Source organism: Streptomyces sp. NPDC039424 (genome assembly GCF_055639495.1).
The window spans coordinates 32,386-53,971 of sequence record NZ_JBVKAI010000024.1 but is presented as its reverse complement, the minus strand read 5'-3'; the positions used below and the strand labels follow the sequence as shown (position 1 = coordinate 53,971).

Genomic DNA, 21,586 nt, shown 5'->3' with positions numbered 1-21,586 from the left:
CGGCCACGTCCGGCGCGGCGACAACACCGGTATGCGTGTCGTCATCGTGACCGAATCCTTTCCCCCCGATGTGAACGGCGTGGCCCACTGCGCGCTCCAGACCGCCCGGCACCTCGTAGATCGCGGTCACCTTCCGCTCGTCGTCGCGCCGGCCACCGCGCCCGGCACCAAGGCCGACGCCCTCGCGGCGCCGTGTCCCGTCATCCGTGTCCCCTCCCTCCCGCTCCCCGGCTACCCCCAGGTCCGCGTCGCCCTCCCCAGCCGACGCGTCGCCGCGGCCCTCGTCGAGCACCGTGCCGACCTCGTCCACCTGGCCAGCCCCTTCGTCCTCGGCGTCCGCGGCATGGCCGCCGCCGCCCGGCTCGGCATCCCGGCCGTGGCCGTCTACCAGACCGACCTCGCCGGATACGCCCGCACCTACATGGGCGCCGGCGAGGCGGCCGCCTGGCGGCGGATCCGCTCCGTCCACGCCGCCGCCGACCGGACGCTCGCCCCCTCCAGCGCGGCGCTGCACGACCTGGAGACGCACGGCGTGCCCCGGGTACGGCTCTGGGCGCGCGGCGTCGACACCGCCCGCTTCCGCCCCGACCGGCGCGACGAGGCACTGCGCCGCGAACTCGCCCCGAACGGCGAGCTGATAGTGGGCTACGTCGGACGGCTCGCCCCCGAGAAGCAGGTCGAACTCCTGGCCGACGCCTGCGGTCTGGAGGGCGTACGGGTGGTCGTCGTGGGCGACGGGCCCAGCCAGGCACATCTGACCGAAGCCCTGCCGGGCGCGGTCTTGCTCGGCCGCCGCACCGGCGACGAACTCGCCCGGATCTTCGCCTCGCTGGACGTCTTCGCGCACACCGGCCCCTTCGAGACCTTCTGCCAGACCGTCCAGGAGGCCATGGCCAGCGGCGTGCCGGTCGTCGCGCCCGCCGCCGGCGGCCCGCTCGACCTGGTCGCCCACGGCCGCACCGGGCTGCTGGTCCCGCCGCGCGACGCCACCGCCGTACGGGACGCGGTGGCCGCCCTGGCCGCCGATCCGGGGCTGCGCGCCGCGTACGGCGCCGCGGGGCGGGCCACGGTCGAAGGACGGACCTGGGCGGCGGTCGGCGACCAGCTGATCGCGCACTACGAGGACGTGCTCGCCACGCGGAAGACGGTGGTGGCGGCATGAGCACCGGTACCGGCACCAGCACCGAGCCCCTGCGGATCGTGCGGCTCGCCAACTTCGTCGCGCCCGCCTCGGGCGGTCTGCGCACCGCCCTGCGCGAGCTCGGCAAGGGCTTCCGGGCGGCGGGCCATGAACCCGTCCTGGTCGTCCCCGGCGAGCGCCACACCGACCGCGAGACCGAGCAGGGCCGGGTGATCACCCTGCCCGGCCCGCTGCTGCCCGGCACGGGCGGCTACCGCGTGCTCACCGACAAACGGCGCGTCGCCGCCCTCCTGGAGGACCTCGCCCCGGACCGCCTGGAGGTGTCCGACCGTACGACGCTGCGGTGGACCGGCAGGTGGGCCCGCCGGGCCCGGGTACCTGCCGTGATGGTGTCCCACGAGACCGCCGACGGAGTGCTGCGCACCTGGGGCCTGCCGGAGAACCTGTCCCGGCGCGCCGCCGACGCCCTCAACATCCGCACGGCGCACGTCTACTCGCGGGTCGTGTGCACCACCGAGTTCGCCGAGCGGGAGTTCGTCCGGATCGGCGCGCGCAACGTCGTACGCGCCCCGCTGGGCGTGGACCTGATGGAACGCCACCCCTCCCTGCGGGACGCCGGGCTGCGGGCCCGGCACGCGCGCGCGGACGAGGCGCTGCTGGTGATGTGCTCCCGGCTCTCCGTGGAGAAACGTCCCGGCACGGCCCTCGACACCCTGGACGAGCTGCGCCGGCGGGGGCGGCGCGCGGTGCTCGTGGTGGCCGGGGACGGGCCGCTGCGGGGGCGGCTGGAGCAGCGGGCGCGGGAGCGCGGGCTGCCGGTGACCTTCCTGGGACACGTCTCGGACCGGGGCGCGCTGGGCGCGCTGCAGGCCTCCGCGGACGTGTGCCTGGCTCCCGGGCCCGCCGAGACCTTCGGGCTCGCCGCCCTGGAGGCGATGGCGTGCGGAACGCCCGTGGTGGCCAGCGCGTCGTCCGCGCTGCCGGAGGTGATCGGGTCCGCCGGAGCCACGGCGGGCGACCGCGGGGAGGCCTTCGCGGACGCTGTGGAGACGCTGCTGGACCGCTCGGAGCCGGAGCGGCGGGACGCGGCACGCGCGCGTGCGGAGTGCTTCGGGTGGGGCGCGGCGGTGGAGGCGTTCCTCGCGGCGCACGACGCGACGGTGCTGTGCCGTCGTGACGGAAGCGGTGCGACGGGAGGTCGTGACGGAAGCGGTGCGACGGGACGGTCCCGTTCCACCGCGCACGACGCGACGGACCCGTCCCGGCGCGGCGTGCCGGAGGGCATCGGATGAGAGCCGTTCGTTTCGTGGCGCTCGGGGACTCGCTCACGGAAGGGGTGGGCGACCCGGTCGGCGACGCCTGGCGCGGCTGGGCCGAGCTGCTCGCCGGCGGACTCGCCGGGGAATCGGTGGAGTTCACCAACCTCGCGGTCAGCGGGGCGCAGACGCGCGACGTCCTGGAGCGGCAGACCCCGGCGGGGCTGGCGCTGAGCCCGGACCTGGTGTCGGTCGTCATCGGTGTCAACGACACCCTGCGCTGCACCTTCGACATCCGGGCGGTGGCCGCCCGGCTGGACGAGGTCTACGCGGCCTTCACCGCCCGGGGCGCGGTCGTGCTCACGGCCTGTCTGCCCGACCCCGGCGCCATGCTCGGCCTCCCGGGTGCCCTGGCCCGCCCGCTGGCCCGGCGGCAACGGGCGGTCAACGCGGTGGTCCACGCGCTCTCCGACCGGTACGGGGCCGTCCATCTGCACGCGGCGGAGGGCGCCTGGCTCACCGACCGCGCCCTGTGGAGCGCGGACCGGCTGCACCCCGGCGAGCGCGGGCACCGGCAACTCGCCCTGCGCTTCCACGCGCTCCTCGCCGACGCCGGCATGGCGAGCGGGCCCGCGCCGTCGGCCCGGCCGGAGTTCCCCGCGCCGACCCGGTCGGCGAGCCTGTGGTGGCTGGCCACGGCCGGGACCGGCTGGGTGGCCCGGCGGTGCACCGATCTGCTGCCGCAGCTGGTCCGGCTGGCCGCCGACGAGATGCGGCACCGCGCCCGCGGCACCAGCGCCCGCCTCGACCTGCGCACCGCGCACGCGGTGTCCGCCGCGCTCGCCGCCCTGTCGGTCGCGGACCGGCCGGACGCCGTGTGACGGCTGGGGGCCTGTCGCGCAACAGGCACTAGCGGCGCCGCACGGCCACGAAGCGGACCGGCGTGCCGGGCAGTGCCTGTCCGGCCGCCGGGAGGTCGGCGGCACGGACCACCGCGATCACCGGGTAGCCCCCGGTGGTCGGGTGGTCGGCCAGGAAGACCACGGGCCGGCCGTTCGGCGGGACCTGGACCGCGCCCAGGACCATGCCCTCGCTGGGCAGTTCGCCGGGACGGGCCCGCTCCAGGGCGGGCCCCTCCGTGCGCATGCCGATGCGGTTGCTCGCGGACGACACCCGGAAGGTGCGCGTGGTGAGATCGCGGACGGCAGCGGGCGTGAACCAGTCGGCGCGCGGGCCGGGCGTGACCCGCAGGACGAGTTCGGCGGGCGGGCACGGCTGCGGGGCGACGTCCACGCGCGCGTGCGGCACGGAAGGGCTCCCCAGGGGCAGCACCGCCCCGTCCGCGAGCGGCGCCGGGCCGAGGCCCGAGAGCAGGTCCGTGGCACGGCTGCCGAGCACCGGCTCGACCGCGATGCCGCCGGAGACGCCCACGTACGTCCGTACTCCCCGCTCGGCCGCTCCGACCTCCAGCACCTCCCCGGCCGGTACCAGGACCGGCGCACCCCAGGCGACCGGACGACCGCCCACCGCGACCGGGCACGGCGCACCGGCGACCGCCACGGTGACCGCCGAACGGGGCCGCAGGGCACAGCCGGTGAGCGTCGTCTCCAGGACGGCCGCCTCGGGCCCGTTGCCGACCAGCCGGTTGACGAGCGCCGCCGCGGGCGGGTCGAGCGCCCCCGAGCGCGGCACACCGAGGTGGGCGTACCCGGGTCGCCCCAGGTCCTGCACGGTGGTCAGCGCCCCGGCCCGTACGACGACGAGCGCACGGTCGGTCATACGTCCCCCACGGGTACGAAGCGGACGCGCGCCCCCGGCGACAGCAGAGCGGCCGGCACGCGCGCGTGGTCCCACAGGACCGCGTCCGTCGTGCCGATCAGCTGCCAGCCGCCCGGCGACGAGCGCGGGTACACGCCCGTGTAGGGACCGGCCAGCGCCACGGCACCGGCCGGGACGGCCGTGCGCGGTGTGGCCCGGCGCGGCATGTCGTAGCGCGAGGGCAGGCCGGTGAGGTAGCCGAAGCCTGGGGCGAAGCCGCAGAAGGCGACGGTGAACTCGGTGGCCGCGTGGATGCGGGCCACCTCCCGCTCCGGCACGTTCCAGTGGGCGGCGACGTCGGCGAGGTCCGGGCCGTCGTAGCGGACCGGGAGCTCGACGATCTCGCGCGCGTGTGGGGGAGCGGGCGGCACCTCGGAGGCGGTCAGTTCGGACGCCAGGCGCTCGGGGTCGTCGAGGCCGTCGAGGAGGACGGTGCGGGCCGCGGGCACGATCTCACGGACGGACAGCAGCCCCTCCGCGCGCCGCCGCGACAGTTCCGCGTGCAGCGCCCGGGCCTCCTCGCCCGAGGCGACCTCGACCAGCAGCCCGCTGTCGCCGAAGGGCAGCGCCCTCATGCGAAGGACTCCACCGTCACGCCCGACGCCACCAGCCGCTCACGCACCCGGCGGGCCAGCTCGACCGCGCCGGGTGTGTCGCCGTGCAGGCACAGGGAGCGGGCGCGCACCTCGATGCGCGTGCCGGAGTGCGCGGCGACCGTGCCGGAGCGGGCCAGCTCCACCGAGCGCTCCACGACCGCCTCCGGGTCGCTGACCACCGCGCCGTCCAGACCGCGCGGCACGAGCGTGCCCTCCTCGGTGTACGCGCGGTCCGCGAACGCCTCGGTGACGGCCGGCAGCCCCGCCTCGCGGGCCAGGTCCAGCACGCGCGAGCCGGGCAGGCCCAGCACGGGGAGCGAGGCGTCGGCGAGGAGCACACCGTCGACCACCGCCCGGGCCTGCTCCTCGTCGTGCACCACCCGGTTGTAGAGGGCACCGTGCGGCTTCACGTACGCCACGCGCGCGCCCGCCGCACGCGCGAAGACCTCCAGGGCGCCGATCTGGTAGGCGACCTCGGCGGCCAGTTCGGCGGGCGGCACGTCCATCGCGCGCCGCCCGAACCCCGCCAGGTCCCGGTAGGAGACCTGCGCGCCGATCGTCACCCCGCGCTCGGCCGCCAGTTCGCACACCCGGCGCATGGTGGCCGCGTCCCCGGCGTGGAAGCCGCAGGCCACGTTGGCGCTGGTGACGACGGACAACAGGCGTTCGTCGTCGGTGAGTCGCCAGCGGCCGAAGCCCTCGCCGAGGTCGGCGTTCAGATCGATCGAGGTCATGGATCTTCTTCCGTGTCTTTCGTGTCTCGGTCCGGCGCGGTCAGGCGTGCCCGGCGCGGTCAGGCCACGCGGTACTGCTCGTCGCGGGCGTCGGTGAGGAACATCTGGCCCGGCGCGTGCGTGATGGCGAACGGCGGGCGCGAGGCCATCACGGCGGCCTGCAGGGGTCACTCCGCAGGCCCAGAACACCGGGATGTCGTCCGGTTCGGCGGCCACCGGGTCGCCGAAGTCGGGCCGCCCGAGGTCGTCGATACCGAGCGCCGCCGGGTCGCCGCAGTGCACGGGGCTGCCGTGCACCGCCGGGAGCAGGCTGCTCTCCCGGATCGCGGCCGCCAGGTGCTCCGGCGGCACCGGGCGCATGGAGACCACCATGGGGCCCCGCAGCCGCCCGGCCGGACGGCACTGCCGGCCGGTGACGTACATCGGCACGTTGCGGCCCTGCTCGACGTGGCGGATCGGCACGCCGGCCCCGGCGAGCGCCCACTCGAAGGTGAAGCTGCACCCGATCAGGAACGACACCAGGTCGTCCCGCCAGTGGGCGCGCACGTCGGTCGGCTCGTCCACCAGCTCGCCGTCCGCCCACACCCAGTAGCGCGGCAGGTCGGTGCGCAGGTCCGCGCCGTCGGCGAGGACGGTGGTGAAGGAACCGGCGTCCGTGACGTCGAGCACCGGACAGGGCTTGGGGTTGCGCTGGCAGAACAGCATCATGTCGTAGGCCCAGTCGGCGGGTACCGAGATCAGGTTGGCCTGTGTGTGGCCCGCCGCGACCCCGGCCGTGGGGCCCGCCAGGCCCTCCCGGACGCGGGTCCGCGCGGTTCTGGGGCTCCACGCGTGCGCGTGCTCCTCGACGAGGACCAGGGGGCGGTCGTCGGTGCGGTTCACTCCGGTCACTCCAGCTCCGTTCCGCGCGTCTCCGGCAGCCCCAGCAGGGCCAGCGCCGCTATGCCGTACCCGATCGCGCCGAAGACCAGCGCGCCGCCCACGCCCCAGCTGTCGGCCAGGAAGCCCACCAGGGTCGGGAAGACCGCGCCCACCGCGCGGCCGGTGTTGTACGTGAAGCCCTGTCCCGTGCCGCGCACCGCCGTCGGGTACAGCTCGCTCAGGTAGGAGCCGAAGCCGCTGAAGATGGCCGACATGCAGAAGCCGAGCGGGAAACCGAGCACCAGCAGAAGGGTGTTGGCGCCGCTGGGGATGTTGGCGTACGCCAGGACGCAGACCGCCGACAGCAGCGCGAAGAGCCAGATGTTGCGCCGGCGGCCCAGCCGGTCGGTGAGGTAACCGCCGGTCAGATAGCCCAGGAAGGCACCGGAGATGAGGAAGGTCAGATAGCCGCCGGTGCCCACCACCGACAGCCCGCGCTCGCTCTTCAGGTACGTCGGCACCCAGGTCGCCAGCGTGTAGTAGCCGCCCTGGACGCCCGTGGAGAGCAGGCCCGCGAAGACCGTGGTGCGCAGCAGACCCGGCTTCTCGGCCGTCCCCGGCCGGAAGATGGCCGCGAACGACCCCCGCTGCGGGCTCTGTTCACGGGCGGCGGTCGCCTGCGGGGCGTCGTGCACCCGGCGGCGCAGCCACACCACGAGCAGGGCGGGCAGCGCCCCGGTCCAGAACATCACGCGCCAGGCCAGGTCGTCGCCCACGTAGGAGAAGACCAGCGTGTAGACGACGGCGGCCAGCGCCCAGCCGACGGCCCACGAGCTCTGGATCGCGCCGAGGGTGCGTCCCCGGTGCTTCGCGCTCGCGTACTCGGCGACCAGGATCGCGCCGACCGCCCACTCGCCGCCGAAGCCGAGGCCCTGGAGGGCCCTGAAGACCAGCAGGGTCTCGTAGGTGGGCGCGAAGCCGCAGGCCACGGTGAACACCGCGTAGGTGATCACCGTGATCATCAGGGCCCGGACCCGGCCGACCCGGTCCGCCACCACGCCCGCCACGGCGCCGCCGATCGCGGAGGTCACCAGCGTGACGGTGGTGAACAGGCCGGTCTGGCCGCTGTCGAGGCCGAAGTACGCCGCCAGCGCGACCATGCTCAGCGGCAGCGTGAAGTAGTCGTAGGAATCCAGGGCATATCCGCCGAAAGCACCGGTGAAGGCGCGGCGGCCACGCGGCCCGAGGGCGTGCAGCCAGCCCAACGCGCCGTCCTCGGTGGTGCGTTCGTCTTTCGCCGGGTGCACGGGGGTCACGGACTGTGGTGGAGGGGTCGTGCTCATGGGCACCTCGCAGAGGGGGACGGAGGGTGCGGAGAAGTGAGCCGTGTCGAGCACCGTAGAGGATCGTTCAACGATCCTTCAATACCCATGTTGTTTCGTTCTTGTGTCTGCGGTTGAATTCCGGGCATGGCAGAGCAGCTGACGGGACTGGCCGACGACCGCGCCCTCCTCGGGCGCACCAGCACCGCCGAACGGGTCTCGGACATCCTCAGAAGCCGTATCGCCGAGGGCTACTTCCCGCCCGGCACCCGGCTGTCGGAGGACAGCATCGGCGGGGCGCTCGGCGTCTCCCGCAACACCCTGCGCGAGGCGTTCCGGCTGCTCACCCACGAGCGCCTGCTCGTCCACGAGCTCAACCGGGGCGTCTTCGTCCGGGTCCTGACCGTCGAGGACGTCGAGGACATCTACCGCACCCGCACCCTCGTCGAGTGCGCCGTCGTACGGGGGCTGGGCGAGCCGCCGTACGCGCTGGAGGAGCTTGCGGCGGCGGTCACCGAGGGGCAGGTGGCGGCCGTCGAGGGTGACTGGAAAGGACTGGGTACGGCCAACTTCCACTTCCACCGGGAACTGGTCGCCCTGGCCGGCAGCGAGCGCACCGACGAGCTGATGCGCAGCGTCTTCGCCGAACTGCGCCTCGCCTTCCACGTCGTCGACGACCCGCGGGCCCTGCACGAGCCGTACCTCGCCCGCAACCGCCAGATCCTCCAGGCCCTGCAGGCCGGGGACCGGCCCGAGGCGGAGAGACTGCTGGGGACCTACCTCGCCGACTCGCTGAAGCGGCTCGTGGGGGTGTACCGGCGACGGGTCGGACAGGACGGCCCGGGCCCCGGCTGACGCTGTGTCGCGCCCGTGTGACGGCCGTCGCTTCTGCGTCGTTTGGGTCGTTGTCAGACCGAGGACCTAGTCTGTGCACCGTGACTTCGCCTGCATCGACGGACAGTGTTCCGGCCCAGCTCAGCGCGGGACCGCGCCCGGCTCCGGGCCCGGCCGCCGACGAGGGGCTGGCGCGGCGGCTGCGCGCGCTCGCCTGCACCGCGCCGCTGCACGACCTCGACGCGCGCAAGGTCAACCTCGCGGGCGAGTACTCGGTGTACGGCATGGCGGAGGTGGCCCTGGCCGCCATCGACCTCGTCACGCTGAACATGGACTTCGACACCGGCGCCGACCACGAGCAGATCGTGGCCCGGCTCATCCCGCGCATCGCCGCCCAGGCCCCGCGCCGCCCCGTCGCCGAGCACGAGCGCGTGGCCCGCTGGGTCCTGGAGAACCTGATCAACGTCGGCAGCGTCGACCGCGGCTTCCGCGCCGTGTACGGCACGTTCGCCCCGGACGGCACCTATGTGCGCCGTGACTACGACTTCAAGCTGATCGAGGAGGTCCCCGGCCCCGGCGGCACGGTCTACCTCCGGACCACCGACGAAGCGGTCAACGTCCTGGTCGGCGCCCTGGACACCGATGTCACCAGCGCCCAGATCGCCGCCGAGGTCAAGCTCGAGGTGCTGATCAACCGCGGCCGCCTCGCCGACGCCCAGCTCGCCGCCGAGCAGGCCCGGTACCGCACCGTGCAGTACTCCGAGACGCTGCGCCGGTCCCTGGACGCCACCCGGCGCAACGTCCGCGCGGTGGACTGGCTCAACGCCGTACCGGACATGATCGCCGAGGCCCTGGACCACGTGGCGGACCGGTACCGCCACGAGAACGCGATCCTCACCAACATCCGCAAGGCGCGCGACGAGACCGAGGACCCCGAGCACAAGCGCCGGGCCGCCGAACTGGTCGACATCGTCAAGGACTGCATCCGGCGGCACACCCAGCTCCAGTCGCGCCTGCTGGAGGCCGGGCCCCTGTTCCGCGCCGAACAGGACCGGCAGGCCTTCGCCACCCCCCTGACCACCTCGGGCATAGACCTGTACGGGCACCTCGTCGCGCCCGTCCTCCCGCTGCCCCTGGAGCGTGCGATCCGGGTCACCGACGCCTTCTTCGCGCGCGGGACCGGATTGCGTACGCCGGTGTCGGTCCGGGTCGTCGACCTCGTCGACATACTGCTGACGCCGCCGGTGGAGCGGGAACACCTGGGCGCCGAGATGCCCGAACCCGACCTGATCGCCACGCCGGACGACAGCCGGTTCAGCGAGGAGCAGCTGGCGGCGGCGATGGAGTTGCTGGACCTCCCGGCCGACGCGCCCCGCCGGCTGTCCGGGCTGCTGTCCGAGGCCCGCCGCCAGGACCCCGAGCTGCCGTACCTGGTCGCACTGCTGGCCGTGCACGCGGCCAGCCCCCCGGTGGGCACGGCCTACCGGCAGGGCGAGCAGAAGCTGCTGTTCGCCGTGGACGACGGGACCGAGCTGGACGATCCCGAGTTCGGCGGAGCCGATCTCATCGTCGGCACGGCCCTGCTGGACGCGGCGGGGATGGCGGCGGACCGGACGGAAGCGACATGAGTGACCGAGAAAGCAGCAAGGAGCCGAGACCGTGAGCGAGCACGTCGAGTGGAGTGAGGCGGAGACCCCCGCCGCGTCGGCGACCCCCGCCGTCACCCCCGCCGACGCCGCCGACGCGGCGCGGCTCGTCGCCTTCGGGCTGCAGCCCAAGCTCCAGCCCGCCCGGGACCAGGAGTACACCGAACTGCTGCGGCGCTACCGCGAGGATCCGCCGTTCGCACGGCTGGCCGACGCGGTGGCGGCCGGACTCGGACTCGTGGTGCTGGAGGTCTCCCCGCGCGCGGGGATGGCCGTGACGGCCGCCGAGGACTCGGTGTTCGCCGTCCGCATGGGCGACTACGCGCGTCGCACGTCCGCCGACTCGGGGGACCGGTTCCTGCACGGGCTGGCCCATCTCGCCGTCGCCGCACTGGCGTTCCCGCGTCCGGAGGACCTGGCCGACGACGGCTACATCGGGCGGGTCTCGGTCAACGGCGTCGACGCCTTCGTCCGGCAGGCTTGCCGGCGCCTGGAGGAGCGGGCCGAGGAACAGGGCGAGATCACCGACCCCGCCACCGACGCGCCCGGCCTGGAGGCCGCCTGGCGGATCTGGGCCAGACGCAGCGCCACCGGCGCCACCAAGGACGCGCGCCGGCCGGCCGCGTCGACCACGGGCATCGTGGCCAAGGCCGTCGGGTTCCTCACCGAATCCGGCTTCCTGCAGCGCACGGGCGACGACAACGGCGGTACGTACCGCACCACCGCCCGCTACCAGCTCCAGGTGCGCGACCTGGCGGGCAGCGCCGCCATGGCCGAGCTGCTCGAGCTGGGCGTCGTCCCGGTCACCGACGGCACGGCCAGCCTGCTGCCCGCCGACGACACCGACGACCTGGACCTGGTGGCCGACGCCGGGCTGCCGTTCCACTCCTGAACCTTCCCGATCTGCCGAAGACTTACGAGAGTCCGCCATGTACGAGCTGTCCCGGGTCCGCCTCTACTCCATCGGGCCCGCCGGTGCGCGCTACGCCGACACCGTGCTTGACCTGCGGGGCGTGGGCGAGCCGGTGCCCGACCCCGCGCCCACCCAGGCGGAGTTCTTCGAGGAGGAGCCCGTCGGCCCGCCCCGCCGGCCCGCACCCGCCGGCGTGCTCTTCCTGGAGAACGGCGGCGGCAAGTCCGTCCTGCTCAAGCTGATCTTCTCCGTGATGCTGCCGGGCCACCGCAACACCCTCGGCGGCGCCAGCTCCGGAGTGCTGCGCAAGTTCCTGCTCGCCGACGACTGCGGGCACGTGGCGCTGGAGTGGCAGCACGTGCTCACCGGCGAGTGCGTCGTGGTCGGCAAGGCCAGCGAGTGGCGCGGGCGGCAGGTCTCCAACGACCCGCGGAAGTTCGCCGAGGCCTGGTACTCCTTCCGGCCCGGCCCCGGACTGAGCCTCGACAACCTGCCCGTCGCCGAGTCCACCGCCGTACGCCCGCCCGTCGAGGGCGCCTCCGGCGCACAGGGCCGCCGCCGCACCATGAAGGGCTTCCGGGACGCCCTCACCGAGGCGGGCAAGGCGTACCCGCACCTGGAGGTGCACTGGGAGGAGATCCACGACCGGTGGATCGAACACCTCGGCGAACTCGGCCTCGACCCCGAACTCTTCCGCTACCAGCGGGAGATGAACGCCGACGAGGGCGAGGCCGCCGGACTCTTCGCGGTGAAGAAGGACTCCGACTTCACCGACCTGCTGCTGCGCGCCGTCACCGACACCCGCGACACCGACGGACTCGCCGACCTGGTCAGCGGCTTCGGCAACAAGCTGGGCCGGCGCGCCGAACTGATCGCCGAACGGGACTTCACCGCCGGGTCCGTCGACCTGCTCGGCCGGATCGTGGAGGCCGCCGAGGCACGCTCACGCGCGCGTGACATCCACACCACCGCCGAGCGCCGCACCCGCACCCTGGCCCGGCGGCTGTCCGCGCGGGGCGTGCGCGAACGGGTCCGGGCCGCCGACCTCGCCCAGCGGGTCACCGCCGCCGCGTACGCCGTGACGCACTCCGAGGGCGCCCGGGAGCGCAGCGCGCTGATCGCCGCCCAACTCGCCTACCGGCACGCCTCACTGGCACTCGCCGCCGCCGAGAAGTCGGCCGCGGCGCAGAAGCGCGAGCTCGCCGACGCGCGCACCCTGCACTCCGCCTGGCAGGCCGCCGAGACCGTGCTGCGCCACCGCGCCGCCGCCGACCGCGTCGCGCGCGTGGCCGCCGCTATCCAGGAGGCCGAACGGGACGCGGCCCCCGCGCTCGCCGCCCGCGCCAAGGCCGCCGTCGATCTCGTACGGGCCCTGCACACGGCCGCCGAGAGCGCCGAGACCCTCGCCAACGAGGAGGAGGAGCGCTCGGCCGCGCTCCAGGAGGTCAACGACTGCGCGTACCGGGACTCGACCGCCGCCGCCACTGAGGCCCAGCGCGCCCGCAGCGAGGCCGGGCACCTGCGCCAGCGGCTGAGCGAGGTCGAGCAGGAGACCGCCGAGGCGGTGCGCGCGGGCTGGCTCGACGACAGCGCGCCCGACGCCGACCCCGCGCGCGCGGCCCTCGCGGCCAGCGACGCCGAGAAGACCGCAGTCGCCGCCTGGGACGTGGCCCGCGAGGCCTCCCGCAAGGCCACCGAGCACGCCCGTGAGGCGGCCTCCGCCGAGTCCCGCGCCGAGCTGACCGCCGCCCGCGCGGCGGACGCGGCGACGGCGGCGGAACGGTCGTACGACGCCGAACGCCGCCTCGCCGAAGCGCTGGCCGGCGAGGAGCGCCTCGCCGAGCTGCTCAGCCTCACCGGCCCCGACGCCCGCCCCGGAATTCCCCACCCCCGGCACGGCACCGACGGTCCCCCCACCCCCCCGACCGGACACGGTGACAGCCCCCTCACCGCCGAGGAGCTCGACCGCTTCGCCGACGAACTGCGCGAACTCCTCGACGACGCCGTCACCACCGCCGAACGCCACCTCTTCGAGCTGCGCACGGCCGCCGCCGACGACTCCCGGATCCTCGGCGCCCTGGGCGACGGCGGCCTGCTGCCGCCCGGCCCCGACGTCCTGGCCACCGTCGAATACCTGGGCGAACACGGCATCCCCGCGCTGCCCGGCTGGCGCTACCTCGCACAGGCCGTCGACCCCGCCGACCACGCGCGCGTGCTCGCCGCCCGCCCCGAGCTCGTCGACGGCGTGATCATCACCGACCCGGACACCCACGCGCGGGCCCGCGAGGTGCTCGGCGACGCCGCCCTGCTGCCCCGGTCCGCCGTCGCCGTCGGCACGGCCGCCGCGCTGCTCGCCCCCACCCCGGCCGAGGACACGACCCCCGATGACGTGTTCCTCGTCCCGCCGAACCCCGCCATGCACGACGAGCACGCCGCCGACGAGGAGCGGCAGGCACTGCGCGCGCGGGCGACCGAGCGGGACGAGGAGATCCGGGCGCTCGCCGCCCGGCTCGGCAAGGACCGTGAGCTGGCCGCGCGGCTCGCCTCCTGGCGCACCGGCTGCCCGGCCGGGCGGCTGACCGAGCTGGCGCGGACCGCCCAGGAGGCGCGCGCGTTCGCCGAGGAGTCCGAGGCCGAGCTGGCCGAGGCGCGCACCGTGCGGGCCGAGGCCGACGAGGCCGCCGCCGAGACCGCGCAGGTGCGCGACGAGCGGCAGGAGGCCGCGCAGAAGGCCCGGCGCGCCGCCGACGCCCTCGCCGGGCTCGCCTTCCGGCTGCGTGAGCGGGTCGGCTGGCAGGTCAAGCTGCGTGAACTCGCGGACGAGGCCGCCGAGTCGGAGGCCCGCGCCCAGTCCTGCCTGGAGCGCGCCCGTGCCGCCGACGAGGACCGCCGCGCCGCCCAGCGCGCCGCCGACGACGCCCGCCGCACCGCCCGCGCGCTGCGCGCCGAGCGCTCCGAGATCGCGGGCGCCCCCGACGACGTACCGCAGGACGACGAAGGCACGCCCAAGGCGTCCCTGCCCGCCCTCCGCGAGGCCTACCGGGCCGCCTCCCAGGTGTACGAGAAGGTCGGCGTCGGCGCCGACCTGCGCGCCGAGCAGGCCCGCGCGGAGAGCGACGAGAGCGCCGCCCGGGCCGAACTGGACCGGCTGAGCAACAAGGTCCGCACCCGCGCGGAGCAGCTGCTCCAGTCACCCGACGGCTCCGACGGACCTTCCCGGCAGGCCGCCGCCGCGCGCGCGGAGGAGCTGGTGCAGCTCCTGGAGACCCGCATGTCCAGCGCCAGCGAGCAACTCGGCCGACTGCGCGGCGAGGCCGAGCGGCACGCCCCCGAGGACGGCGAGGCGCACACCGAGCTGCCCGAGGACCTCGTCCCGCGCGACGCCGAGCACGCCCAAGCCCTGCTGCGCACCGCCACCGCCGAACTCGCCTCCCGCGCCGAGGCATTGGCCCAGGCCCGAGAGGCGCACGCCGATCTCCTGGAGGCCCACCGGGCCGCCGAGGACGCGGCCGGCGGCTTCGACGAGATCGCAGCGATGCTCCGCGACCTGCTGCGCGAGCATGTGACCGAGGAGGAACAGGAGGAGCAGGAGCCGTACCCGGGCAGCCCGGAGGAGGCCCGGCAGGCCGCCGCCGAGGCCCGCCGTTCGCTGCGCGGCTGCGCCGCCGACCTGTCCGCCGCCGAGGCCGCCGTGCGCGAGGCCAGTGACATCCTGGTCCGGCACGCCAACTCCACCCGCTACGAGCAGGTCCGCACCCCGGCCCGGCAGCAGATCCGCGAGCTGCCCGCCTCCGCGCTGCCCGAGCACGCCCAGAAGTGGGCGGACGCCTTCGCGCCCCGGCTCCGCGTCCTCACCGACGAGCTGGAGCAGCTGGAGCGCAACCGTGACTCGATCGTGGACCGGCTGCGCGGACTCGTCGAGTCGGCCCTGGCCACCCTACGGTCCGCCCAGCGGCTCTCCCGTCTGCCCGAGGGGCTCGGCGAGTGGTCCGGGCAGGAGTTCCTGCGCATCCGCTTCGAGGAACCCGACCAGGCCACGCTCACCGAACGGCTCGGCGAGGTCATCGACGAGGCGACCCGGGCCGCCGTGAAGAAGAACTCCGACCTGCGCCGCGACGGCATGTCCCTGCTGCTCAGGGGCGTCGCCGCCGCACTTCAGCCCAAGGGCGTGGCCGTGGAGATCCTCAAGCCCGACGCCGTGCTGCGCGCCGAGCGCGTCCCCGTCGGGCAGATGGGCGACGTGTTCTCCGGCGGCCAGCTGCTCACCGCGGCCATCGCCCTGTACTGCACGATGGCGGCGCTGCGTTCGAACGACCGGGGCCGGGACAAGCACCGGCACGCGGGCACCCTGTTCCTGGACAACCCGATCGGCCGTGCCAACGCCACCTACCTGCTGGAACTCCAGCGGGCCGTGTCCGACGCGCTGGGCGTGCAGCTGCTGTACACCACCGGCCTGTTCGACACGACCGCGCTCGCCGAGTTCCCGCTGGTCATCCGGCTGCGCAACGACGCCGACCTCAGGGCGGGGCTGAAGTACATCAGCGTCGAGGAACACCTCCGCCCGGGACTGCCCCAGCAGCCCCGGGCGGGGGAGGCGGTGCGCAGCGAGATCACGGCGACACGGATGTTCAAACGACCGGCATAGCCGTCAGGCGTCCTCCTTCAGCAGATCCGCGCACTTCTCGCCGATCATCATCGTCGTGATGCACGGGTTGACGGCGATGAGGTCCGGCATGACGGACCCGTCGGCGACCCTGAGTCCCTCGACCCCCTTGACCCGCAGCCGCGCGTCGAGCGGGGCCGAGGGGTCGTCGTCCGCGCCCATCTTCACCGTGCAGGACGGGTGGTAGACGGTGTTGTGGGTCTTGCGGATGTAGTCGAGCAGCTCGTCGTCCGTCCGGACATCCGGCCCCGGCGCCAGTTCGGCGCCCGTCCACCCGCTCAGCGCGGGTTGTGCGGCTATCCGCCGGGCCAGTTTCAGCCCGTACGTCATCACCCGCACGTCGTGCTCGTGCGTGAAGTACCGCGGGTCCACCTTCGGCTTGTCCCGGTAGTCCCGCGTGCGCAGCCGTACCGTGCCCCGGGACTTCGCCTTCGTCACGTTGGGGGTGAGGCAGAAGGCGTTCTCGGAGGTTGGATAGCCCCAGCGGGCGGTGTTCATGTCGAACGGCACCGAGCCGTAGTGGAACATCAGGTCGGGCCGGTCCAGGCCCGGTTCGGTGTCGTAGAAGATGCCCGCCTCCCACCACTGAGTGGACGTGCTGGTCATCGGCTGCCGGGCCTCCCACATGATCACGCCCTCGGGGTGGTCCTGGAGGTTCTCGCCGACGCCCGCCGAGTCGACGACCACCTCGACGCCGACCTCGCGCAGCTGCCCGGCCGGTCCGATGCCGGACAGCATGAGCAGCTTGGGCGAGTCGATCGACCCGCACGAGACGATCACCTCACGCCGGGCCCGTACCGTGCGGGTGTGCACGAGGTCGGGGTCCAGGTATTCGGCGCCCACGCACCGCCGCCCCTGAAGCACCAGCTTCTTGGCCCGCACCCCGGTCCGTACGTCCAGATTGGGCCGCTTGCCCAGCACCGGGTGCAGATAGGCGACGGACGACGACTGGCGGATGTTGTTCTCGTCGGAGTTGATCTGGAACCAGTTGGCGCCTCGGACGACGGTGCTGCCCGTGTTGAACGGGACCGTGGGGATGCCCGCCTGCGCACAGGCCTCCAGCAGGGCCGTGCCGCACGGGTCCTCGCCCTTGAGCGTGCGCAGCTTCACCGGACCGGTGCGGCCGTGGTGGTCGCCGGGGGCGTCGTTGTTCTCCAGGCGCCGGTAGAGCGGGAAGAGGTCGGCCGCGCTCCAGCCCGTGCAGCCCGCCGCCGCCCAGTCGTCCAGGTCCTGGGCCGGGGCCCAGAAGGCGATACAGGAGTTGTGCGAGGAGCAGCCGCCCAGCACCCTGGCGCGCGCGTGCCGCATGAAGCTGTTGCCGCTGGCCTGCGGTTCGACGGGGTAGTCCCAGTCGTAGCCGGACTCCAGCAGGCCCATCCAGCGTTCCAGTCTCAGCACGTCGTCGTCGCCGACGTCGCTCGGACCGGCCTCCAGGACGCACACGGTGACGGACGGATCCTCGGAGAGGCGGGCCGCGACCACATTGCCCGCGGTGCCGCCGCCCACCACCACATAGTCGAACTCATCGGTGCTCATGAGCTGGTGACCTCCTTAGTCGGCCGCCGGGGCGGCGAGGGGACCGGTCGGGGCGGGGGAGGCGGAGGCGTCGTGGCGGTGCTCGGCGAGGACACCGGTGCGGTGCCGCTGGACGAACCAGTAGTAGGCGTAGCCGCCGCCCGCGATGACCGCGACGAACAGCACCGCGCCCCACTGCAGGTACCAGTGGTGCGGGGCGGTCGCGTTGTACACCGCGTCCCGCGGCCAGATGAGGTTGACCGTCATGGCCCCGCCCCACACCACCGCGACGATGTTGACCAGCAGTCCCCAGCGGCCGAGGGAGAATTTGCCGTCGCCGGCCGGCTGCCACTTGCCGCGCAGCCGGGCCACCAGCATGGGCGCGGTCACGCCCAGGTAGGCGAGGTAGATCATGATGATGCCGATACTGGTGACGACCGTGAAGATCTGCGGCTGGCGGATGTTGACGACGAGGATCGCCAGTGCCAGCACGCCGATGATCACGGCCGGGAGCACCGGAGTCTGGAACCGCGGGCTGACCCGGGCCAGCAGCGAGGACGCGGGCAGGTTGTTGTCCCGGGCCATCGCGAACGCCAGTCGGATCGCGGCCGTGTGCACGGCCAGCGCGCAGACCGTGACCGCGATCAGCACGCACCACAGCATCGCCTTGCCGGCCGTGGGGCCGAGCACGTCGAGCACGATGTACTGCAGACCGTCCGTGGACAGCTTCTCGCCCTTCAGGCTGGAGACGCTCATCAGCGCCAGCAGCAGCACCAGGCCGCCCAGTACGAAGGAGGCGACGATCGCGCGGATGATGGCGCGCGGCGCGTTCCGCGACGGGTCCAGGCACTCCTCACCGAGCGAGGAGGCGGTGTCGAAGCCGTACATGACGTACGCGGACGCCAGCGACGCCACCAGGAAGGCGCCCAGGTAGCCGGTCGAGTAGCCCGTCCCCGTGCCGTTGGTCTGCATGACCACCTGAGGACCGCGCGTGATGTGGACTGCGAACAGGACGATCAACACGACGGTGGCGATCAACTCGATGAAGACACCGGCCGTGTTGATCGTGGCCATCAACTTGACGCCGAACGCGTTGACGAGGGTGGTGAAGAGAATCAACACCGCCGCCAGGACGACCGCGTTGGTCGCCACGTCGTACTTGCCGGTGCCGTCCCCGACGAACTGGAAGGCGGACGAGATCTGCGGCAGCGTCAGCTGGTAGGCGAGCGCCACGGCCGAGATCGACACGATCGAGGCGATCAGCATCATCCATCCGGCCAGCCAGCCCAGATGGGGATTGCCGACCTTCTTGGACCAGTTGTAGACGGAGCCCGCGATCGGGTAGCGGGCGGCCAGTTCGGCGAAACAGAGGGCGACCATGAACTGGCCGACGAACACCATCGGCCACGACCACCAGTAGGCGGGGCCGCCGCTGCCGTAGCCGAAGTAGAAGAGCTGGAAGGTGCCGGTGAGGATCGAGATGTAGCTGATCCCGGCGGCGAAGGTGTGGAAGTTGCCGAGGGTTCTCTTGAGTTCGGGTTTGTAGCCGAACTCGGCGAGTTCGGTGTCGTCGTGGTGGTGCGGGCCTGGTGGCTGCTCGGTCGTGGTCATGAGCGGACTCCTCGTGGGCCGGGGGGAGGGGAGCGAGCGGCTCGTGCGGGTGCCGGATCCGGGGGGCACGGCAGGGTCAGTCGAACCAACCCTGGGGTGCGGGTGCGGTGTTGCGCCAGATGTGCTTGGTCTCGCGGTACTCGGCGAGCCCCGCCGGCCCGAGCTCGCGCCCGAAGCCGGACTGCTTGTAACCACCCCATTCGGCCTGCGGCACATACGGGTGGTAGTCGTTGATCCAGACCGTGCCGAGCCGCAGCCGCGCCGCGACCCGGGCGGCCTTGGCCTCGTCGCTCGTCCACACGGCGCCGGCCAGGCCGTAGACGGTGTCGTTGGCCAGCCGGACGGCCTCCTCCTCGCCGGTGAAGCGCTCGACGGTCAGCACCGGCCCGAAGGACTCCTCCCGGACCACCGACATCCCGCTCGCGCACTCGTCCAGCACGGTGGGCGGATAGTAGAAACCGTCGTCGAGGCCGGGCCCGGTGGGACGCGCGCCGCCGCAGCGCAGCACCGCGCCCTCCGCCAGCCCCTGGGCGACATAGGCCTCCACCTTCGCCCGGTGCGCGGCCGAGATCAGCGGCCCGGTCCGGGCCCGCTCGTCGAACGGGCCGCCCAGCCGGATCAGCCGAGCGCGCCGTACGACCTCGTCCACGAACCGGTCGTGCAGCGAGTCCTCGACGAGGAGCCGCGCGCCGGCCGAGCAGACCTGCCCGGAGTGCAGGAACACGGCGGTCAGCGCCATGTCGACGGCCGTGTCGAAGTCGGCGTCGGCGAAGACGACGTTGGGGTTCTTGCCGCCGAGTTCGAGCGCGACCTTCTTCACCGTGCCGGCCGCCGCCGCCATCAGCCGGCGCCCGGTCTGCAGGCCGCCGGTGAAGGAGACCAGGTCGACGTCCGGGTGGTCACCGAGCGGAGCGCCCGCCTCCGGACCCGCGCCGAGCACCAGGTTGGCCACGCCCGGCGGCAGCCCGGCCTCCGCCAGCAGCCGCACCAGGTGGATCGCGGTGTGCGGGGTCAGCTCGCTCGGCTTCAGCACGAAGGTGTTCCCGGCGGCCAGGGCGGGGGCGACCTTCCAGGCCGTCTGCAGCAGCGGGTAGTTCCAGGGGGTGATCAGCGCGCAGACACCGACGGGCTCGTACACCACCCGGCTGTCCACGCCCTCGGTGCCCGTGTCGACGACCCGCCCGGTCTCGGCCGCGACCAGCCGCCCGAAGTAGCGGAAGCAGTTCACGATGTCGTCGATGTCGTACGCGCTCTCCACCAGCCGCTTGCCCGTGTCCAGGGACTCGGCGCGGGCCAACGCCTCCTTGTCGCGCAGGATCAGGTCGGCGACGCGCAGCAGCAGGTCGCCGCGCTCGTTCGGGGGCGTGTGCGGCCAGGGGCCGGTGTCGAAGGCGCGCCGGGCGGCGGCGATCGCCTCCACCGTGTCCTTGCCGCCCGCCTCGTCCACGACCCCGACCAGCGAGCCGTCGGCGGGGCAGCGGATCTCGCGGGTGCGCTCGTCGAGGGCGCCGCGCCACTCGCCGTCAATGAACAGTTCCGGCATGGCCGCCTCCCAGCTTCTCCACGAGCCACTCGTGGAAGATCCCGATGTGGTGCTCGTTGGGGACCAGCACACCACCCCGGCGGTAGGCGCGGGAGGCCATGGCCGGCTGGGTCCGCTCGCAGGCCTCGAAGTCCTGGACGTTCACCCGGTGGAACAGCTCCACCGACTTCGACACGTCCGCGCCCGACGCCACCACCTCCGGCGCGTACAGCCAGTCGCACTCCACGACCGTGCGGTCCTCGGCGAGCGGGAACATGCGGTGCAGGATCACATGGTCCGGTACGAGGTTGACGAACACCGTCGGTTTCACGGTGATGGCGTAGTAGCGACGGTCCTGGTCGGCGCTGACGGCGGGCAGTCTGGCGAAGCCCTCGCTGCCGTCGACCGTGAAGCCCTTGATCTCCTCGCCGAACTCGGCGCCGTGGCCGACGTAGTACTGGGCCGCGTAGCCGTCCGCGAACTCCGGGAGGACCTCGGTGAGTTCGGGGTGGATCGTGGCGCAGTGGTAGCACTCCATGAAGTTCTCGACGATCAGCTTCCAGTTGGCCTTCACGTCGTAGGTGACGCGTTTGCCGAGCGCGAGGTTCTCGGTGCCGTAGTGCTCGATCGCCGCCGCGTCGCCGAGCCGTTCCACGGCCGCGTGCACCACCGTGTCCTCGAAGGAGGGCGGCTCGTCGGCGAGGCACACCCAGGCGTAGCCGAGCCACTCGCGCAGGGCCACCTTGATCAATCCGTACTCGACGCGATCGACGTCGGGCATCTTGATCAAGTTGGGTGCGGCGATCAACCTGCCGTCTAGGTCGTACGTCCACGCGTGGTACGGGCACTGCAGGGAGCGCCGGACCTCGCCGGACTCCTGCGTGCACAGGCGCGCCCCGCGGTGCCGGCAGACGTTGAGGAAGGCGCGCAGCTCACCCGTGCGGGTGCGGGTGATGATGACGTTCTCGCGGCCGACCTGGACGGTGCGGAAGGCGCCGGGCCGGGTCAGGTCGGCGCTGCGGACGGCACAGAACCACATGGACTCGAAGACGAGTTCCTGTTCCTGCCGGAAGACCTCGGGGTCCGTGTAGAAGTGGCCCGGAAGCGTCGCGATGAGGCTCGGGGAGAGAGGGATCGTCGTCACGTGCGTGCTC

15 protein-coding genes and 1 pseudogene are annotated in these 21,586 nt (G+C 73.5%); 7 read left to right on the top strand and 9 right to left on the bottom strand.

Annotated features, from left to right (window positions below; genetic code table 11):
- Positions 1 to 31 precede the first annotated feature (31 nt).
- Genes ACZ7L0_RS37915 through ACZ7L0_RS37905 form a run of 3 tightly spaced genes read left to right on the top strand, consistent with a single transcriptional unit; the run spans position 32 to position 3,278 of the window.
- Positions 32 to 1,162, top strand: a complete 1,131-nt coding sequence (locus ACZ7L0_RS37915; protein WP_471247126.1) for a glycosyltransferase family 4 protein — start codon at positions 32 to 34, stop codon at positions 1,160 to 1,162.
- Entirely contained in the window at positions 1,159 to 2,433 is a 1,275-nt protein-coding gene (locus ACZ7L0_RS37910; protein WP_471247125.1) for a glycosyltransferase, read from the top strand. The genes ACZ7L0_RS37915 and ACZ7L0_RS37910 overlap by 4 nt, the downstream gene beginning before the upstream one ends.
- Positions 2,430 to 3,278 carry an SGNH/GDSL hydrolase family protein gene (locus tag ACZ7L0_RS37905; protein WP_471247124.1) on the top strand — a complete coding sequence of 283 codons (849 nt, stop codon included), beginning with the start codon at positions 2,430 to 2,432 and terminating at the stop codon, positions 3,276 to 3,278. The genes ACZ7L0_RS37910 and ACZ7L0_RS37905 overlap by 4 nt, the downstream gene beginning before the upstream one ends.
- 28 nt (positions 3,279 to 3,306) lie before the next feature.
- Here the strand turns inward: ACZ7L0_RS37905 and ACZ7L0_RS37900 are convergent, their stop codons facing one another.
- The 5 genes and pseudogenes from ACZ7L0_RS37900 to ACZ7L0_RS37880 form a co-directional block, all read right to left on the bottom strand.
- Positions 3,307 to 4,176, bottom strand: a complete 870-nt coding sequence (locus ACZ7L0_RS37900) for a 5-oxoprolinase subunit C family protein (RefSeq protein ID WP_471247123.1) — start codon at positions 4,174 to 4,176, stop codon at positions 3,307 to 3,309.
- Positions 4,173 to 4,790, bottom strand: coding sequence for a 5-oxoprolinase subunit B family protein (locus ACZ7L0_RS37895; protein ID WP_471247122.1), 618 nt, complete (start codon positions 4,788 to 4,790; stop codon positions 4,173 to 4,175). Before ACZ7L0_RS37895 ends, ACZ7L0_RS37900 begins: the two co-directional genes overlap by 4 nt.
- Positions 4,787 to 5,545, bottom strand: coding sequence for a LamB/YcsF family protein (locus ACZ7L0_RS37890; protein WP_471247121.1), 759 nt, complete (start codon positions 5,543 to 5,545; stop codon positions 4,787 to 4,789). The genes ACZ7L0_RS37895 and ACZ7L0_RS37890 overlap by 4 nt, the downstream gene beginning before the upstream one ends.
- A gap of 59 nt (positions 5,546 to 5,604) precedes the next feature.
- A pseudogene (locus ACZ7L0_RS37885) lies at positions 5,605 to 6,427 on the bottom strand (putative hydro-lyase).
- 5 nt (positions 6,428 to 6,432) lie between these two features.
- A complete protein-coding gene (locus ACZ7L0_RS37880) occupies positions 6,433 to 7,749 on the bottom strand; it encodes an MFS transporter (protein ID WP_471247120.1) in 1,317 nt (438 codons plus the stop codon).
- A gap of 126 nt (positions 7,750 to 7,875) precedes the next feature.
- On the opposite strand from ACZ7L0_RS37880, the gene ACZ7L0_RS37875 reads away from it, so the two are divergent.
- The 4 genes from ACZ7L0_RS37875 to ACZ7L0_RS37860 all read left to right on the top strand — a co-directional run bounded on the left by ACZ7L0_RS37875 (position 7,876) and on the right by ACZ7L0_RS37860 (position 15,766).
- Entirely contained in the window at positions 7,876 to 8,583 is a 708-nt protein-coding gene (locus ACZ7L0_RS37875) for a GntR family transcriptional regulator (RefSeq protein ID WP_471247119.1), read from the top strand.
- An 80-nt stretch (positions 8,584 to 8,663) separates the two neighbouring features.
- Entirely contained in the window at positions 8,664 to 10,190 is a 1,527-nt protein-coding gene (locus ACZ7L0_RS37870) for a hypothetical protein (RefSeq protein WP_471247118.1), read from the top strand.
- Between the two features lie 31 nt (positions 10,191 to 10,221).
- Positions 10,222 to 11,100: a hypothetical protein gene (locus tag ACZ7L0_RS37865; protein ID WP_471247117.1), complete on the top strand. Its 879-nt coding sequence runs from the start codon at positions 10,222 to 10,224 to the stop codon at positions 11,098 to 11,100.
- Between the two features lie 37 nt (positions 11,101 to 11,137).
- Positions 11,138 to 15,766 (top strand): hypothetical protein, encoded by a 4,629-nt coding sequence (locus tag ACZ7L0_RS37860; RefSeq protein WP_471247116.1) that lies wholly within the window; start codon positions 11,138 to 11,140, stop codon positions 15,764 to 15,766.
- A 3-nt stretch (positions 15,767 to 15,769) separates the two neighbouring features.
- Here the strand turns inward: ACZ7L0_RS37860 and ACZ7L0_RS37855 are convergent, their stop codons facing one another.
- The 4 genes from ACZ7L0_RS37855 to ACZ7L0_RS37840 all read right to left on the bottom strand — a co-directional run bounded on the left by ACZ7L0_RS37855 (position 15,770) and on the right by ACZ7L0_RS37840 (position 21,576).
- A complete protein-coding gene (locus tag ACZ7L0_RS37855) occupies positions 15,770 to 17,320 on the bottom strand; it encodes a GMC family oxidoreductase (protein ID WP_471247115.1) in 1,551 nt (516 codons plus the stop codon).
- 15 nt (positions 17,321 to 17,335) lie between these two features.
- Complete coding sequence (locus tag ACZ7L0_RS37850) at positions 17,336 to 18,910, bottom strand: APC family permease (protein WP_471247114.1); 1,575 nt, start codon at positions 18,908 to 18,910, stop codon at positions 17,336 to 17,338.
- Positions 18,911 to 18,986: 76 nt separating this feature from the next.
- Positions 18,987 to 20,453: an aldehyde dehydrogenase family protein gene (locus tag ACZ7L0_RS37845; protein ID WP_471247113.1), complete on the bottom strand. Its 1,467-nt coding sequence runs from the start codon at positions 20,451 to 20,453 to the stop codon at positions 18,987 to 18,989.
- A complete protein-coding gene (locus tag ACZ7L0_RS37840; protein WP_471247112.1) occupies positions 20,434 to 21,576 on the bottom strand; it encodes an aromatic ring-hydroxylating oxygenase subunit alpha in 1,143 nt (380 codons plus the stop codon). The genes ACZ7L0_RS37845 and ACZ7L0_RS37840 overlap by 20 nt, the downstream gene beginning before the upstream one ends.
- Between the last annotated feature and the right edge of the window lie 10 nt (positions 21,577 to 21,586).